Source organism: Campylobacter concisus, from assembly GCF_002165785.1.
GTDB lineage: Bacteria > Campylobacterota > Campylobacteria > Campylobacterales > Campylobacteraceae > Campylobacter_A > Campylobacter_A concisus_W.
Map to the genome: position 1 here is coordinate 245,450 of NZ_NDYO01000004.1, position 15,455 is coordinate 260,904.

Annotated in this window: 14 protein-coding genes and 1 pseudogene; 1 reads left to right on the plus strand and 14 read right to left on the minus strand. The window is 34.6% G+C overall.

Translation table 11 applies throughout. The features are described 5' to 3' along the window. Positions 1-2 precede the first annotated feature (2 nt). The 14 genes and pseudogenes from B9N62_RS03955 to B9N62_RS04020 form a co-directional block, all read right to left on the minus strand. Positions 3-1,241 (minus strand): annotated as a pseudogene (locus tag B9N62_RS03955) (type II secretion system F family protein). Next, a complete protein-coding gene (locus B9N62_RS03960; RefSeq protein WP_087584466.1) occupies positions 1,238-2,989 on the minus strand; it encodes a GspE/PulE family protein in 1,752 nt (583 codons plus the stop codon). Before B9N62_RS03960 ends, B9N62_RS03955 begins: the two are co-directional and overlap by 4 nt. Before the next feature lie 9 nt (positions 2,990-2,998). Then, positions 2,999-3,538, minus strand: coding sequence for a hypothetical protein (locus B9N62_RS03965; RefSeq protein WP_087584467.1), 540 nt, complete (start codon positions 3,536-3,538; stop codon positions 2,999-3,001). Continuing rightward, positions 3,535-4,413, minus strand: coding sequence for a hypothetical protein (locus tag B9N62_RS03970; protein ID WP_087584468.1), 879 nt, complete (start codon positions 4,411-4,413; stop codon positions 3,535-3,537). The genes B9N62_RS03965 and B9N62_RS03970 overlap by 4 nt, the downstream gene beginning before the upstream one ends. Next, positions 4,406-5,233, minus strand: coding sequence for an ATP-binding protein (locus B9N62_RS03975; protein ID WP_087584469.1), 828 nt, complete (start codon positions 5,231-5,233; stop codon positions 4,406-4,408). The genes B9N62_RS03970 and B9N62_RS03975 overlap by 8 nt, the downstream gene beginning before the upstream one ends. After that, positions 5,226-6,746, minus strand: coding sequence for a pilus (MSHA type) biogenesis protein MshL (mshL, locus tag B9N62_RS03980; protein WP_087584470.1), 1,521 nt, complete (start codon positions 6,744-6,746; stop codon positions 5,226-5,228). Before mshL ends, B9N62_RS03975 begins: the two co-directional genes overlap by 8 nt. After that, complete coding sequence (locus B9N62_RS03985) at positions 6,724-7,137, minus strand: hypothetical protein (RefSeq protein WP_180382152.1); 414 nt, start codon at positions 7,135-7,137, stop codon at positions 6,724-6,726. Before B9N62_RS03985 ends, mshL begins: the two co-directional genes overlap by 23 nt. Further along, positions 7,137-7,784, minus strand: coding sequence for a pilus assembly protein PilO (locus tag B9N62_RS03990; protein WP_087584471.1), 648 nt, complete (start codon positions 7,782-7,784; stop codon positions 7,137-7,139). The genes B9N62_RS03985 and B9N62_RS03990 overlap by 1 nt, the downstream gene beginning before the upstream one ends. After that, entirely contained in the window at positions 7,781-9,301 is a 1,521-nt protein-coding gene (locus B9N62_RS03995) for a C4-dicarboxylate ABC transporter (RefSeq protein ID WP_087584472.1), read from the minus strand. The genes B9N62_RS03990 and B9N62_RS03995 overlap by 4 nt, the downstream gene beginning before the upstream one ends. A 57-nt stretch (positions 9,302-9,358) precedes the next feature. Further along, positions 9,359-10,228, minus strand: coding sequence for a GTPase Era (era, locus tag B9N62_RS04000; RefSeq protein ID WP_087584473.1), 870 nt, complete (start codon positions 10,226-10,228; stop codon positions 9,359-9,361). Then, the gene (gene hslU, locus B9N62_RS04005) at positions 10,225-11,547 is read right to left on the minus strand and encodes an HslU--HslV peptidase ATPase subunit (RefSeq protein WP_087584474.1); all 1,323 of its coding nucleotides are present in this window, start codon (positions 11,545-11,547) and stop codon (positions 10,225-10,227) included. The genes era and hslU overlap by 4 nt, the downstream gene beginning before the upstream one ends. A gap of 8 nt (positions 11,548-11,555) precedes the next feature. Next, positions 11,556-12,089: an ATP-dependent protease subunit HslV gene (hslV, locus tag B9N62_RS04010; protein ID WP_021084582.1), complete on the minus strand. Its 534-nt coding sequence runs from the start codon at positions 12,087-12,089 to the stop codon at positions 11,556-11,558. After that, positions 12,090-12,536 carry a 50S ribosomal protein L9 gene (gene rplI / locus B9N62_RS04015; RefSeq protein WP_087584475.1) on the minus strand — a complete coding sequence of 149 codons (447 nt, stop codon included), beginning with the start codon at positions 12,534-12,536 and terminating at the stop codon, positions 12,090-12,092. A 24-nt stretch (positions 12,537-12,560) separates the two neighbouring features. Beyond that, on the minus strand, positions 12,561-13,784 hold the full coding sequence (locus B9N62_RS04020) for an argininosuccinate synthase (protein WP_087584476.1): 1,224 nt from the start codon (positions 13,782-13,784) through the stop codon (positions 12,561-12,563). Positions 13,785-13,979: 195 nt separating this feature from the next. Between B9N62_RS04020 and B9N62_RS04025 the strand changes: the two genes are divergently transcribed. Next, a partial coding sequence (locus B9N62_RS04025) for a TonB-dependent receptor domain-containing protein (RefSeq protein WP_257640175.1) occupies positions 13,980-15,455 on the plus strand: 1,476 nt, incomplete at its 3' end.

Consider the following 15,455-nt stretch of genomic DNA (forward strand, 5'->3'; position numbering starts at 1 on the left):
ATTTAATTTTTAACAGCTTTTGCCATATCCCACATCGGCATAAATATACCAAGTGCTAGCAATAGCACCATTGCGGCAATAAATACTAGTAAGATTGGCTCAATATAGTTTGAAATATTATCAATAATATCATTAAATTTCACTCTATAATAATCAGTAACTTTTTGTGTCATGTCATCTAAGCTACCACTTTGTTCGCCAGCACCTATCATCTGTATAAGCATACCCTCATAAAGTCCAGTTTGCCTAAAGGCCTCGGTTAAGCTTATGCCGCGACCAACCAGTACTTTTACAGCAGTTAGCTTATTTCTTATGTCTTGATTTGAAACAGTTACAACGGCAGTATCTAGTGCGTCAGCGATAGGAAGTCCTGCACGAACAAGCTCTGTAAATATTAGATTAAATCTACTCATATTTGCAAAAAATATTATTTTGCCTACAAGATAGACTTTTAGTAGGTATTTATCGACCTTATCCCTAAAATTTTCATCATTTGAATATTGCTTTTTTAGCAAAAAAGCAAATGCAATAAGAACAACTATTATATATATGCCGTAATTGCTCATTATGTATTCAATGTTTAGTAAAATTTTAGTAGGAAGAGGGAGGTCGGCATTAAGCTGGCTAAAAATTTCTCGAAATTGCGGAACAACTGATGTCATGAGTACAATAAAAGCCAAAATTATAGAGCATATTACGGTTATTGGATACCTTATGGCTTTTTTAAATTTTTGTTGGTTATCCCAGACTTCTTGCAAGATAGAAGCTAGCTTTGATAATGCATCAGCCATATTACCAGTACTCTCTCCAAGCCTTACCATAGCGACAGTAACATCGCCTAGCTCTTCTTGAAAATTTTCTATACTTTGAGTTAAACTTGCACCTTGATTTAGATCTTCATCTAGTGTTTGAAATATTGTTTTTAGCCTTTTATCTTCGGTAGCATTTGCTGTCTCTTTTATGCCATCATGTATTGATATACCGGCATTAGTCATAACGCTAAGTTGCCTTATGGTAGCAACTAGAGCTGGAATTTTTACTTTTTAAGAAGAGAAAATTTTGTTAAATTTTTCTTGCAAGTCCAAAAAATCATTGTTGATGCTTGAGACCTGAGTTTCTTTGATCTTTACTATCATGCCTTGAATATTTGCACGATTTTTTACATCATTTTTGCTATTAGCCTTTAGGCTCATCTTTTGGCGTTTGCCATCTTTTATATATTCTATTTCGTAAAATTTCATATCTTGGCAACTCTATATACTTCTTCGATTGTTGTTACACCATTTGCTGCGCGTATAACGCCATCATGGAACATATCTATAAAGCCTTCGTCATAGGCGGCCTTTTTAAGCTCTTCTTTTGAAGCGTTATTTGCTACGATACTTGCTATATGATCGCTGATAGATAATATTTCACTTATCATTTCACGCCCTAGATATCCAGTTTGTGAGCAGTGTTGGCAACCTACGCTTTTATAAAATTGATAATCTTCAGGAAGAAATTTCTTAATCTCATCAAGAGCTTTTTGAGATAGCGTGACTTTTTGTTTGCAATACGGACAAAGCTTTCTTACAAGCCTTTGAGCCTCAATGCAAACTAATGCACCACTTACTAGATATGGCTCAATACCCATATCAACCATACGAGGTAAAGCGCTAATAGCATCATTTGTATGAAGTGTAGAAAAAACCAAGTGACCAGTTAGTGCCGCTTGAATTGCGATTCTAAGCGTCTCTTGATCTCTGATTTCACCTATCATGATAATATCTGGATCTTGCCTTAAAATAGAGCGAAGAGCCGAGATAAAAGTAAGCCCAGCCTTCTCATTTACATGTACTTGTTGGATCATATTTAGCTGATACTCAACCGGATCTTCAACAGTGATGATCTTAGTTTTTACACTTTTTATATCGTTTAATGCACCATAAAGCGTAGTCGTTTTTCCTGATCCTGTCGGACCAGTAACCAGGATAATGCCATAAGGTGCTTTCATGCTCTTTTTAAATTTGGCAAAGTTATCTGGATGCATACCAAGGTCTTCAATGTTTATAATAACTTTTGATTTGTCCAAAATTCTTAAAACTATGCTTTCGCCGTTTAAAATAGGTAGTGTAGAGATACGAAAATCGTACTCTTTATCTAAAATTTGAGCTGAAAATCTACCATCTTGGGGACGACGGCGCTCCGCAATGTCCATATTTGAAAGTAGCTTCATTCGGCTTACCATCGGAGGATAGATATCTTTATCAAATATAAATGTTTCACTTAGCATACCATCTATCCTGCTTCTTACGATGCAGTTTGTCTCGGTTGGCTCGATATGAATATCACTCGCTCTGCTTTGAATAGATGTTTTTAAAATTATCTCAATTAGCTTTAAAATTCCAGAGCTTTCTGTGCTTTGCCCTTGGCTACTGGAGCTTGAAAGCTCTTTTCTGATCTCTGTAATAACATCTTTTATACTTTCATTAAGAGCTATTTTGTTTATATATTTTTCTATCTGGGTTGGATCGGCGCAAGCTACTTTTAATAGCTTTCTGTTAAATAAATTTTGAACTTTATCTTGAATGATCACATCAAAAGGATTTTTAAAAGCAACATAAACGCTTATCTCATCTTCTTTTACAGGGATCGCATTATATGATTTTAGCTGCGAGGTGCTTAGTTTTTCGCTGATACGGTAGTCGATATCTATATCATCAAGATCAAAAAATGTGATTTTAAATTTATCACATACATATTGAATAAAGCGCTTTTGATCTATCTGAAGACTAGTCGAAATTTCATCAATGTCAGTGTGTCCTCTTCTATAAATATCAGATAGAATTTCAAAAAAAATCTCTTCTTCTAGCATATTTTCTTCAAGCAAAATAGCCAAAAGACTTTTTTCGTTTATCTTTTTTATCTCTATAATCTTTAAAATTTGCTCATCATTTAGTTTATTAAGTTGCTCTAATGTTTTTAGCGTTAAATTTTCTAAATTATTCATCTCTTCTCTTTATCTATACTCAATCTGCGAAGTAAGATCGTCATTTTTAAAAATTTTTAAAATCATTTTTGCAAAATTTGAGCTAGCGATTGCACTAAGCTCATATCTTGTATCTGAATTTGGCTCTTCAAAAATAAATACGCCAAGCTCCTCAACGTATTCTTTTTTGACAAATTTATCAAATATAAATGAAAGAATGTAATCGCTCTTTGGAAGCCTAATATAGCTTATATCAGCCCCATCCAAGATAGCATGAAGCAATAGCTTTTTTTTAAGCAATATATCTGCAAAATATGCTGCATTTTCTCTTGAACTTTGTGTTTTTGATAGTTTACTTGCTGGAAGAGCGAGCCTATCTATATCATTTGTTTTTAAGCAAGATATACCAAAGATATTAAGAAATTCTTCATTTTGTGAATCTTTTAAAAGATCTTGTATTTTTTGATTACAAATTTTAGGATATTCAGCCTTTTCAAAATAACTTTTAATGTCAGCCGTTCCAAGCGCAAAGGCATTTAAAGATAAAAATATAATAAGTAAAAATTTCACAAGGTATCACTTTTTATCTTATTTATTAGCTCATTTATTTCTGGCTTATTTTTATTTTTATTATATTCTTCTAATGCACGCAATGCGTCATCTTTTTGTTTTAGCATATATTTTGCCTTAGCAAACATGACCCAAGACTCCTCAATGCTACTATCTAAATTATTTGCCGATAGTGCCCATTTTATAGTGTCGCTATATCTTTTATCTTGATAGTATTTTCTTGCTATTTTAAGGGCGATTTCTGGATTTTTATTTTTATTAAAATTTTCTTTTAGCATAGAAATTTCATTGTTTTCACTTGAAATTTGAATATCAATTTTTGGCTTTGCCTTTGGTTCTAATTCTATTATCTCTTCATTTGGTAGAGGTTGTTCATTTTGTATATTTTCATTTTCAGTTGGTAAATTTAGCTTTAGCCAACCGCCACCACTTCTTTGTTTTTTATCTGGTGCCTGCTCTTTATTATCTTCATTTAGCTTTATGGATTGTTCTAGCTTTTTAGCTATTTTCTCAGCGAGCTCATCTTGTTTCTTATCTGATTCAAACCTCTCCTTTGCCTGCTCACTTTTTTGTTTGCCATCTTCTAAAATATTTTTGCTGACATTAGTTTCAGTAAAGGTTATGTTTTTTTCTTTTATATCTGTTTGTATTGTCAAATTTTTCTCAACTAAAGTTGGAGTATTGGTTGTCTCTTTTTCGTTTTTAGCATTTGAGAAAAATAAAAAAGCACCAAAGATAAAAGCAATTAGCAAGATCGTAATTATTAAAAGGCCTAACTTTTTATGTGATAACAATTTTAAAAAGCTATTTTTATTCTTTTTTTCGTAATCTTCATAAAGCTTTTCTAACCTTTGAATTTCTTGTAATTCAAGCATGAATTATTCCTGTATCAAGTGCAGACATTGTCAAAATTTTAATATTTGTATCCTCGCTACTTAATTTTGACGGCTGATTTTGTTCGTAATATTCACAAATTTCATAAAATTTATACATGATTTTATTTAGTGTGCGTAGATTTCCGCAACAAAGCTCATAGGCTTTGTTATAGTCTTTTTTCTGAAAATTTAGGTATTTATCGTAGCCTTTTTGTCCTATTTTTCTTTGCAAATAAACTATGATTTCATTCGTGTTTGCACTTCCAAGCTCTATACTCTCCCAAATTCTGGTTTGAAAATAGTCCTTTGCTAACACATCTTCATTTTCAGTTTTATGAATAGTAAATAGAAATTTAAATAATCTTGTATCAGCCATCAGCCTTATTTTTTCAATCAATTCAGTAGGATAAAGTTGTGCTTCATCCAGGATGACAACTATTTGGTTTTGTAAAATTTCATCTTTATTTTTAAATTCCTTTGAGTAGTGTGCAACAAAACTTTCAAAATTATTTATATTATCAAGTTTATTTCCATATATATCTTCACAAAGAGCTTCTATAAATGTAGCCTCGCTAAAAAAAGGATGTGGGAAAAAAATTAATTTTTTATCCTTTTGAAGATCAGAGGCTATCTTGTTTAGCAAAAAAGTCTTTCCACTACCAGGCTTACCATAAAAAAGTATAAGTTTTAATGGCTTTTTTAGAGCCGAGACGATCTTATTGTAACAAGTGATTGAGTTATCTAGGTTAACAAAATCAGCTACTTCATCTTCGTTGATAAAGATATCTTTTATATCTGTATAAATATTCTTGTTATTCATAGATCGTTTTAGAAAAACCTAAGTCTTTTAATGATTGATTAAGTGGCTTTTTTTTGCCAAAATCAACTACATGAGGAGTGATGACAAAGATAAGTTCTGTTGTCTTTATATTGTCTCTTGTGCTTTTAAAGACACCACCTATAAGCGGGATATCAGAAAGAAGAGGTACAGAAGTATTATTTTTACCCTTTGTCTGGCCTATTAATCCACCAAGAATAATAGTATCACCGCTATCAACTTGAACAACAGTTGATAGCTTCTTTTGTACTGTATCTGGAGCAATCTCTCTTAACGCATTTTGTCTTGTGTCGTCTTCAGCATATTTAAAGTTACTAAGCGATGGATTGATTCGAAGCATGATTTTGTTGTTATCAGAAACTTCTGGTAGTAAATTTAATAATATGCCTATAAAAACAGAGTATTGTTTGTAAGTGGTTGTCAACCTATCGCTATTGCTGTTTCCATTGTCAGTCTTTTGTTGAACACGGTAGTTTATGTTATCACCAACTGAAATTAGAGCTTGCTGATTGTTAAGTGTTGTTACTTTTGGACTTGATATAACCTTTGTCTTTCCGTTTGTTTCAAGAAAATTTATCATTCCATCAAGGCTGAAATTTAAATTAGCTGCGATATTTAATGTACGTCCAAATCCATCACTTAGGCTATTGCCTTTATTTGTCCAAGTAGCACTTGAGCTCTGATTATTTCTTGAATTGCCAATGTATGTATTAAACCCAAGTTCAAATTTACTCCAGTCAACGCCTTGTTTGTATTCATTATTTAACTCAACTGAAATAATGGAAACATCAATAATTACTTGTTTTTTTAGTCTTTTTTGCATTTCATCTATATATTTTTCGACACGCTTAAGTTGAGAAGGAGTGGCCGTAACAGTGATAAGGCCTGCGTTTTGATTTATGATAGGATCAGGTGCTGTGATATGTTCGCTACTATTATTTAAAATAGCTTTAAGCTCAGCATCTAGTTTTTCCCAAAAGTCAAACCTTTCAGTAGTTTTTATAAGGTTGCTTGAGCCTTGAGAGCTATCATCTTGGGAATTATCGCTACTACTTGAACCACTAGAAATTTCAGATGGAGTGGCATCCACTGAAGCTTGGGTGACAGCAGTTCCTTCTCTAATAGAAGTTATATAATCTAGTTTAAAAATTTGAGTTTTTAAAGATGAAATTTTTAATACATTATTTGAAAACTCGTAGCTTAAATTTTTCTCACTTAAAAGCAGGTCAAAAACTTCGCTAAGACTCATATTTCTGATATTAACACCAAAAACTTTATCTTTTAGTTCTGTCTTGCTATAAGTATCCTTTGCAACAATACTAAAGTTACACATCTCTGAAAGCTGATTTAACACATCTACTAGCGCAACATCATCTGAAATTTTCATATTAAAATTCTTGCTTAAACAACTACTTTCATTGGCACTAGCATAATTCATATTAAAGCAAATAAGTGCACCTATTATTAATATTTTATTTAATTTTAATCTCAACATTTTTACTTCCATTTTTTAAAATTAGCTCTTGTTTTTCATCGCCTTTTACTAAAAAAACGCTGTTTCTAGTAATGTTGGCTATTTTGTAACCATCAATAATATCACCGACAGCATACCACTTGGAATCAATATTTGCTTTGTTTAATAAAATTGCTTTTAAACTAAGTCCTTTTGAAGCTTGGGTGATAATTGATGAATTTTGATCTGTTATCGTCTTGATAGGTTCTTGTTTAAAAGGATTTTTTATGCTCGAAAGCTCAATATCACTAAGACCGCTTCTTTTTTCCTTTATTTTTTCAAAAATTTTATCATAAGAGTCCATTTCCTCTTGAAGCTGATTAGCAAAAGTAATATTTAAAAATAAAAAAGCCAATAAAATTTTTATTTTCATTAGTATTTCATCCCCCAAACAGATATCGAGATCTTAGCGCCAAGCTCTTTTTGGGTAGAATTTACATCCATTTTATGAAGATCAACCACTAGCTTTGATTCTTCAAGGCCATTTATATATGAAAGCATATCTTTAAAACCTCCCAAAAATGTCAAGTCAATATTTAAAATTTGCTCAATTTTTTGGAAATTTGGCTCTTTTATATCACTTTTTAACTCTAAAATTTTTATATTATTTTGCTTCGCTAAAGATACGATATTGTCTAAGAAATTTGCCCAATTTTGATCGTTAAATAATAAAAACGATAGTTCTTTTAGCTTTGAGTCAAAATGAGCATTAAATTTTAAAACGCTAGAATATTTGCCTTTAAGCGTTTCAAGTATTTTTGACTCTTCATTTATTTTAAAATTTTTATCCCCACTAGGTGAGCTAGTAGATCTTAAATAATCTCTTGTCCTTGAAAGATCATTGCTAATTTTAGTATGCGTATTAAATCTTTCATCATAAAAATCTTGCGACGGATCAAAACAAAGCATATAAACAATATAAATAATAATTAAAGCTGAACCCAAAAAAATTATATTTGTTTCGCTTTGTTTTTTTGCGTCAAAATACTTATCTATTTTACTTAAAACGTCTTGTCTCATTGTCTAATCTCTATACTTATATTACTTTCATACTCGTTATTTTGTTTATCTTCTTTAATTTTTTTTGTATTTACTGAATATTTAGGCATCTTGCTGATATCTTTTATTAGCTGCGTAATCCTTTTTTCATTATCGCTAACAACGGTTACTGTTAAATTTTTATCGTTATTTTTAATATTTGTTATAAAAACGCTATTGCTGTTTATCGTATCGGTAATTTCAAAAAGATTTAAGCCTTTCATTACGTAATGATCTTTTTTGTTTTCAATTTCTTGAAGTAACCCTTTTCTAAAATTTAACTTCTCTTCTTCTTTGTCGGTCAATCCCTTTATATCATTTTGATCTTTTTTTAGTCTTTCAAGAGTATTTCTTATTTGTTCTGCTTGTGCATTAAGCACATCAAGCTCATCGCTTAGTCTTTGCGAATCTACCTCTAAAATACTGCCAGCTATATAATTATAAAGAGGATAGGACATGCTTAGGCAAAAAGCAGCAGCACATGTCAGTATAAATTTACCGCTTTTTCTTTTTGTGAATGGATCAGGTCTAAGCAAATTTGAGAAGTTAAAATCAGCATTAAAGGCCTCTTTTTTGTAAAAATTTGCATACAAGACCATCATGTTATACCGTTCGCTAATGGCTAAATTTTTAGAATTTATTACAGTGCTTGTATTTAATTTCGTAGCATTTGTGCCAAGCTTTGTATTGATGAATTTCTCAAAACGCTCTATTTTATAGTCGCAGTCAATATAGATATTTTTTATATTTATGCCATAGATTCTATTGACAACATTTATCGTGTCATTTACGTAAAATATATAGTCCTCAAAAACAGTATTTAGATCGTAGCTAAAGCCTTCTTCATTGCTATCTAAAAGTCCTCTTGTCTTTAGGATATCTAAAAAACTTTCTAGGCTTACTCTTTCGCCGCTTTGCTCTATAAATTTATCTTTTAGATAATTTAGTGTGTATCTTAAACCTCTTGATGTAAGGTATTCTCCATTTACATAAATACTTATAAATGCTTCATCGGCCCTAAATGTCAAAAAACAATCACTCTGAGTGCTAGGAAGCAAGCCTTTTTTATATATAGCACTATATAAAAGCGGCTCTACAACGACATAATCTATAAAAGGTACTCTTTTAGAAATATTTTTAAAAATTTTATTTATAGTTTCGTTTGTAGCAATAAAAACATTAAAAATTCTATCTTCTTTTTCAACATTGCTTTCAAAATAAACTATTTTATAGTCAATCGCAGGATCAAGAGAGAGCTCTTCGTAAATTTTGATCGAGATATTATTTTCAATATCCTCATCATCTATTGTTCTTGAGATGTTTATGGTAGCTGTTATTATATCTTTGTACTCGATATAAGATATAAAGAAGTCTCTTTTTAGAATATTCTTTGAAAGACTTAGTGTATCAACATTGCTATTAGAAAATCTAAAACCTTCGTATTCATAAGGATTTAGCGTAACAATGGGAGTATCGTTAATTTTTTTAAGTTTTAGCACAAATTTACCTCATACAGCTCTAATTGGATCGTATTTTAATGTTTTTCAAACAAAAAATCAATAGCCAATTATCTGGTTTAGGCTTTTTTCTTCTTTGCTCCAACCCTTTTTTACGACTACATCGAGCTTTAGAAAGACCTTTGTGTTTGTTAAATTTTGTATTAACTTTCTTGCAAAAATTCCAATTCTTTTAATGGTTTCACCATTTTTGCCAATGATCATACTTTTATGAATGTCACGCTCCGTAATGATGCTCGCATAAATTTCAGTTATGCCTGTTTTTTCTTTTACGCTTTTTATGATCGCATCGCTAAGATAAGGTATCTCATCGCTCAAATTTTCATAGATCGCTTCAAGTATAAATTCTCTAAAAATTTCCTTCTCATTTGTCGGAGTGAGAAATTCTGGATCGTAAAAATATTCATGCTCTGGCAAAAGTTTGCAAATTTCATCAAGTAGCGGCTTTTTATAAGTAGGCTGCTTGGTGCTAAAGGTAAGCAAAGCTGCAAATTTATCTTGAAATTTTTGGTACTGAGTGATCTTTTCTAAGACTTTCACATTTGAGCTCTCATCGACTTTTGTCAGCACTAAGATGTGTGGTTTTTTAGGATTTAGAGCTAGAAATTTCTCATAGTCACTTGTATCATCATGAATAGGCGCTAAAAATACGATGAGATCGCAGTCTCCCATCGATTTTATCGCTTGGCTGATTAGTAGCTGATTTATCGCCTTGTTGCTCTCGTGAAGTCCAGGTGTGTCGGTGAAGATGATCTGATCTTCACCGTTCATTACGATGCCATTTATCTTTCTGCGAGTTGCATTTTGTTTGTGCGAGACGATGGCGATCTTTTCGTTTAATAAAGCATTTAAAAACGAGCTTTTGCCAGCATTTGTGCGTCCTATGATACTAACAAAGCCTGATTTCAAAGTATATACCTCGCTAGGTCTTGATCCTCGACCACGTCTTTTAGGCGCTCTTTTACAAGCTCTTTTGTCACATTTATCTTCTCGCCGCTCTTTTCGCTAGCCTCAAAGCTAATATCTTCTATCACGCGCTCGATTACCGTATGAAGGCGTCTAGCACCGATGTCTTCCATCTTTTCATTTGCAGCATGAGCGATCCTAGCTATCTCTTTTATCGCTTCATCGTCAAATTCTAGCTCAACATTTTCGGTTGAGAGTAGGGCGATGTATTGTTTTAAAAGCGAATTTTTGGGCTGAGTTAAAATTTGATAAAGCGCGTCCTCATCAAGGCTATCAAGCTCCACTCTTAGTGGAAAACGCCCTTGAAGCTCAGGGATGAGATCGCTTGGCTTGCTTATATGAAAGGCACCAGCCGCGATAAATAAAATGTGATCCGTTTTTAAATTTCCAAATTTAGTATTTACATTCGAGCCCTCAACGATAGGTAGCAAGTCTCTTTGCACACCTTCTTTGCTAGGATCTTGCCTATTTGGGCTACCTGAGCCAACGGCTACCTTATCGATCTCGTCTATAAAGATGATGCCTTCGTTTTCAGCTCTTCTTAAAGCCTCTGTTTTTACGCTCTCAAGGTCTAAAATTTTATCATTTGCCTCGCTTTGAAGAGCTTTTTTAGCGTCTTTTACTTTCATCTCTTTTTTGATGTTCTTGCCACCGATGCCAATTATCTTGATAAAGCTCTCTTGCATCTGCGCCATATCAGGTGGCACGTTTGAGCCAGCTTCAAGTGGGTTTTGCTGTACCTCGATCTCGACACTTAGCTCGTCAAGCTCGCCGTTTCTTAGCCTATTTAGCATCTTTTCATAACTCTTTGAATACTCGGCCTGTTTCTCTTCGCTAGCCCCTTTTGGAAGTGGTGGAAGTAGCTTTGAGACGATCTTTTCTTCGATATAGGCGTTGATTTTATCTTGATTTTTCTCGCTTTGCTCATTTTTTACGAGATTATATGATGCCATAGCAAGGTCTCTTACCATGCTCTCAACATCACGACCAACAAAGCCAACCTCAGTATATTTACTAGCTTCAACCTTGATAAATGGCAGACCCATCATCTTTGAAAGACGCCTTGCGATCTCAGTTTTGCCAACGCCAGTTGAGCCAATCATCAAGATATTTTTTGGCATGATGTCATCTTGCAAGCTTTTTTCAAGCTTCATACGGCGATATCTGTTGCGAAGTGCGATCGCTATAATCTTTTTGGCGTCCTTTTGACCGATCACATAGTCATCTAAAAATTTAACAATTTCTCTTGGTGTTAAGTTCATTTTCTCTCTTATTCTAAAACATAAGTTTTGATGTTTGTATTTGTATAGATGCAAATTTCGCCGGCAATCTTAAGGCTCTCTTTGACTAGCTCCTCTTCGTCGATATCGGCAAATTTATCTAAAGCACGGGCCGCTGAAAGTGCGTAGTTGCCACCACTTCCGATAGCTGCTATCTTACCATCTTCTGGCTCTACAACATCCCCGGTACCACTAAGTAAGAAAATTTTATCCCTATCAAGCACAAGCATCATCGCTTCAAGCTTTCTTAGATACTTGTCTTTGCGCCACTCTTTGCTAAATTCTATCACCGCCTTTAGCAAATCACCCTTTGTATGCTCTAAATTTTTCTCAAACATATCAAAGAGGTTAAACGCGTCAGCAGTACTGCCAGCAAAGCCAGCTAGGACTTTGCCGTTATGAATTTTACGAATTTTTACAGCATTGCCTTTTAAGACGGTGTTGCCAAAGCTCACCTGTCCGTCGCCGCCAATGACTGATTTGTTTTTGCCTTTGTAGGCTAAGATGGTTGTCGCATGAAACATCTACTCTCCTTGCACATCAACCTTCAAGCTCGCATTTATCGAGTGTCCAAGCTTTACATGAACGTCATAAAGGCCGACTGCTTTTAGATGTGTATCCATGTCGATCGATTTTTTCTCGACAACTAAATGATGCGTTTTTTCAAGCTCTGCTGCGATCTCTTCTTTTGAAACTGAGCCAAAAAGTGAGCCATTTGCGCCAAGAGTTTTTTTGATGACAACTGTCACTTTTTCAAGCTCTTCTTTAAGCTTTTCTAAATTTGCGATCTCATATTTTAACTCTTCAGCCTTTCTTTTTTGAGCTGCTTCATATTGGCGAAGAACGTCTGGAGTAGCTGCTTTTGCAAAGCCTTTGCCGATTAAGAAGTTATTGCCATAGCCGTCTTTTACCTCTTTTATCTCGCCAGCTTTACCAAGCGCTTTTACATCTTTTATTAATAATACTTTCATTTTTTTCCTTTTAAATTTTATTTCTTAGTCAAATTTTCGCCCATTTTTGCGTGCGATGATGAAGCGAAGTGCATTTAGTTTGATAAATCCAGCTGCATCTTTTTGATCATAAACGCTATCTTCTTCAAATGTGCAGTATGCCTCGCTAAATAGATTATCATTTTTGCTGTTTCTGCCAAGGATAGTCACGTTGCCTTTATAAAGCTCAACTTTAACTGAGCCATTTACGTGTTCTTGACTCTTGTCGATGAGAGCTTGGAGCATATTTCGCTCAGGTGACCACCAGTAGCCGTTGTAAACTAGCTCGGCGTATTTTGGCATGATCTCATCTTTTAAGTGGGCAGCGCCGCGATCAAGCGTGATGCTCTCGATCGCGCGGTGAGCTTTTAACATTATCGTACCACCAGGAGTTTCGTAGCATCCGCGACTCTTCATACCAACTGAGCGGTTTTCTACGATGTCAAGTCTGCCTATACCGTGTTTTGCGCCAAGGCGGTTTAGCTCGGTTAAAATTTTAGCTGGGCTCATTTTTTTGCCGTTTATGCTTACTGGATCGCCTTTTTCATAGCCAATCTCAATGATCTCGCTCTTATCTGGAGCATCTTTTGGACTTACTGTCCATCTCCACATATCATCTTCTGGTGCATGGCTTGGGTCTTCAAGCACTAGACCCTCATAGCTTATGTGAAGTAAATTTGCATCCATTGAATATGGACTTTTGCCTGGTTTTTTGGTGATATCTATGCCGTTTTTCTCAGCATATGCCAAAAGTTTTTCACGGCTATTTAGATCCCACTCGCGCCATGGAGCTATGATAGTTAGATTGTTACCAAGTGCGTAGTATCCAAGTTCAAAACGAACTTGGTCGTTACCTTTGCCTGTTGCTCCGTGGCTCACGCCATCAGCGCCAACAAGTCTTGCGATCTCACTTTGGCGTTTTGCTATTAGTGGGCGCGCTATCGAAGTACCAAGTAGATACTCGCCCTCATAGATGGCGTTTGCTCTAAACATAGGAAATACATAATCACGTATAAATTCTTCTCTTAAATCTTCTATAAAAATATTTTCAGGCTTTACACCAAGTGCTAAGGCTTTTTTGCGTGCAGGCTCTAGCTCCTCGCCTTGGCCAATGTCAGCTGTAAATGTGACTACTTCGCAGTTATATTCATCTTGAAGCCATTTTAAAATGATACTTGTGTCAAGTCCGCCAGAGTATGCTAAAACCACTTTTTTTACGTCTTTTTTCATAGCTCTTCCTTTTGTTAAAATGGTCGTATTTTAGCCTAAATTGATTAATTTTTAATAAACTAATTTAATAAATAATGTAAGTTTTTTCTTAGAAAATTTTATAAAAAAGATTGAAAATTATGATAATTAATATTGTTTTAAAAGATACTTCGCTAAATTTTAAACTTTTTCAAATTAAATTTTAAAAGGATAGTCGTGAGAAAAACAAAATTTATTGCCATTTGCCTTAGCGCTTGCGTGGCAAATTCGCTCTTTGGAGCAGAACATAAAGACAATAACGAAACAAGGCTTGATGGCGTTGTAGTAAGTGCTAGTGGCTTTTCGCAGCAGATAAAAGAAGCACCTGCGAGCATAAGCGTGATAAGCGGTGATGAGCTTACAAAAGATAGCTTTACCTCACTTCACTCAATCGCGCAAAAAGTGCCAGGCGTAAATGTCGTTGGTGGCGAGGATGGTCCAGCTAGTGGTATCTCGATACGTGGCATGGAGAAGTCTCAAACGCTAATTTTAATTGATGGCAAAAGGGTAAACTCAAGTAGCGCAAATCCAAAGGGCGGAGCAGGGGATATGAACTCAAATTTCATCCCACCAGCTGAAGCGATCGAGCGTATAGAGGTTATCCGTGGTCCTATGAGCTCGCTTTATGGTAGTGATGCGGTTGGTGGCGTGATAAATATCATCACTAAAAAGGATTTTTCAAAATTTAGTGGCAACGTCGGCATCTCAACCACGATAAACACTCACAAAGGTATAGGAGATGGCAGGCAAGGCGACTTTTATCTAAATTTACCTCTTTATAAAGACCTTTTCGCACTTCAGCTTTGGGGATATAAAAAGCTAAGAGACGAAGATGGCTACATCGGTGGCTATCAAAAGAGTGATAAAAGAAATTTAAGCGCAAAGCTTTGGATCACTCCAGATGAGCACAATAAATTTTTCATCCTTGGCTCAAACGAAAGGCATGATTATTCAAAAACGGTTGGCAAATCAGCCGATCCAAACCCAGGAAGAAGACCATTAGATAATTATGACTACGAGAAAAAGAGCTATGGCGTGGGTTACCTTGGTGAATTTGATAACCTAAATACCGATATCAGCTACATTTATGACCAGACGCAAAGAACGAGCCTTTTTGACAGCCTCATACCTGCAAAAGCCAAAAATCACAACTTTAATTCCAAATTTACAACGTTTTTTGGTGTACACACTCTAACTTTTGGCTATGACTTTAGCAAGCAAAATGTCGGCACAACCTTCATCGTCTCAAACGCTTCAAGAAACGGCTTAAAAGACCCAAAGACTTACTCGATGAGCGAGCATGCGGGATTTATAGAGGATGAGTGGCAAATTTTAGATGAGAAACTGTTTTTAACGCTTGGCTCAAGGCTCACGCACAACGAATTTTTTGGCAACCACCTCTCGCCAAGAGCCTACCTAGTCTATAATGCCACAGATACGCTAAGCTTAAAAGGTGGCGTAGCAACTGGCTATAAAACGCCAAATGTCAATCAAATCTCCCCAGAAGTAGGCACTATTCAAAATGCTTGGAGAATAGTTGATTTTGGAAACAAAGATCTAAAGCCAGAAAAGAGCACGACTTATGAAGTTGGAGCATATTATGACAATCAAGCTGATTTTAGAGGCTCGGTAACGCTTTTTAGAAATGAATTT

What these genes read in the sequence shown, in the direction of transcription:
- mshL (WP_087584470.1), bottom strand. Translation starts at nt 6,746, where the DNA reads ATGTTGAGATTAAAATTAAATAAAATATTAATAATAGGTGCACTTATT.
- B9N62_RS04020 (WP_087584476.1), bottom strand. Translation starts at nt 13,784, where the DNA reads ATGAAAAAAGACGTAAAAAAAGTGGTTTTAGCATACTCTGGCGGACTT.
- B9N62_RS03975 (WP_087584469.1), bottom strand. Translation starts at nt 5,233, where the DNA reads ATGAATAACAAGAATATTTATACAGATATAAAAGATATCTTTATCAAC.
- B9N62_RS03970 (WP_087584468.1), bottom strand. Translation starts at nt 4,413, where the DNA reads ATGCTTGAATTACAAGAAATTCAAAGGTTAGAAAAGCTTTATGAAGAT.
- hslU (WP_087584474.1), bottom strand. Translation starts at nt 11,547, where the DNA reads ATGAACTTAACACCAAGAGAAATTGTTAAATTTTTAGATGACTATGTG.
- B9N62_RS03990 (WP_087584471.1), bottom strand. Translation starts at nt 7,784, where the DNA reads ATGAGACAAGACGTTTTAAGTAAAATAGATAAGTATTTTGACGCAAAA.
- B9N62_RS03960 (WP_087584466.1), bottom strand. Translation starts at nt 2,989, where the DNA reads ATGAATAATTTAGAAAATTTAACGCTAAAAACATTAGAGCAACTTAAT.
- rplI (WP_087584475.1), bottom strand. Translation starts at nt 12,536, where the DNA reads ATGAAAGTATTATTAATAAAAGATGTAAAAGCGCTTGGTAAAGCTGGC.
- hslV (WP_021084582.1), bottom strand. Translation starts at nt 12,089, where the DNA reads ATGTTTCATGCGACAACCATCTTAGCCTACAAAGGCAAAAACAAATCA.
- B9N62_RS03985 (WP_180382152.1), bottom strand. Translation starts at nt 7,137, where the DNA reads ATGAAAATAAAAATTTTATTGGCTTTTTTATTTTTAAATATTACTTTT.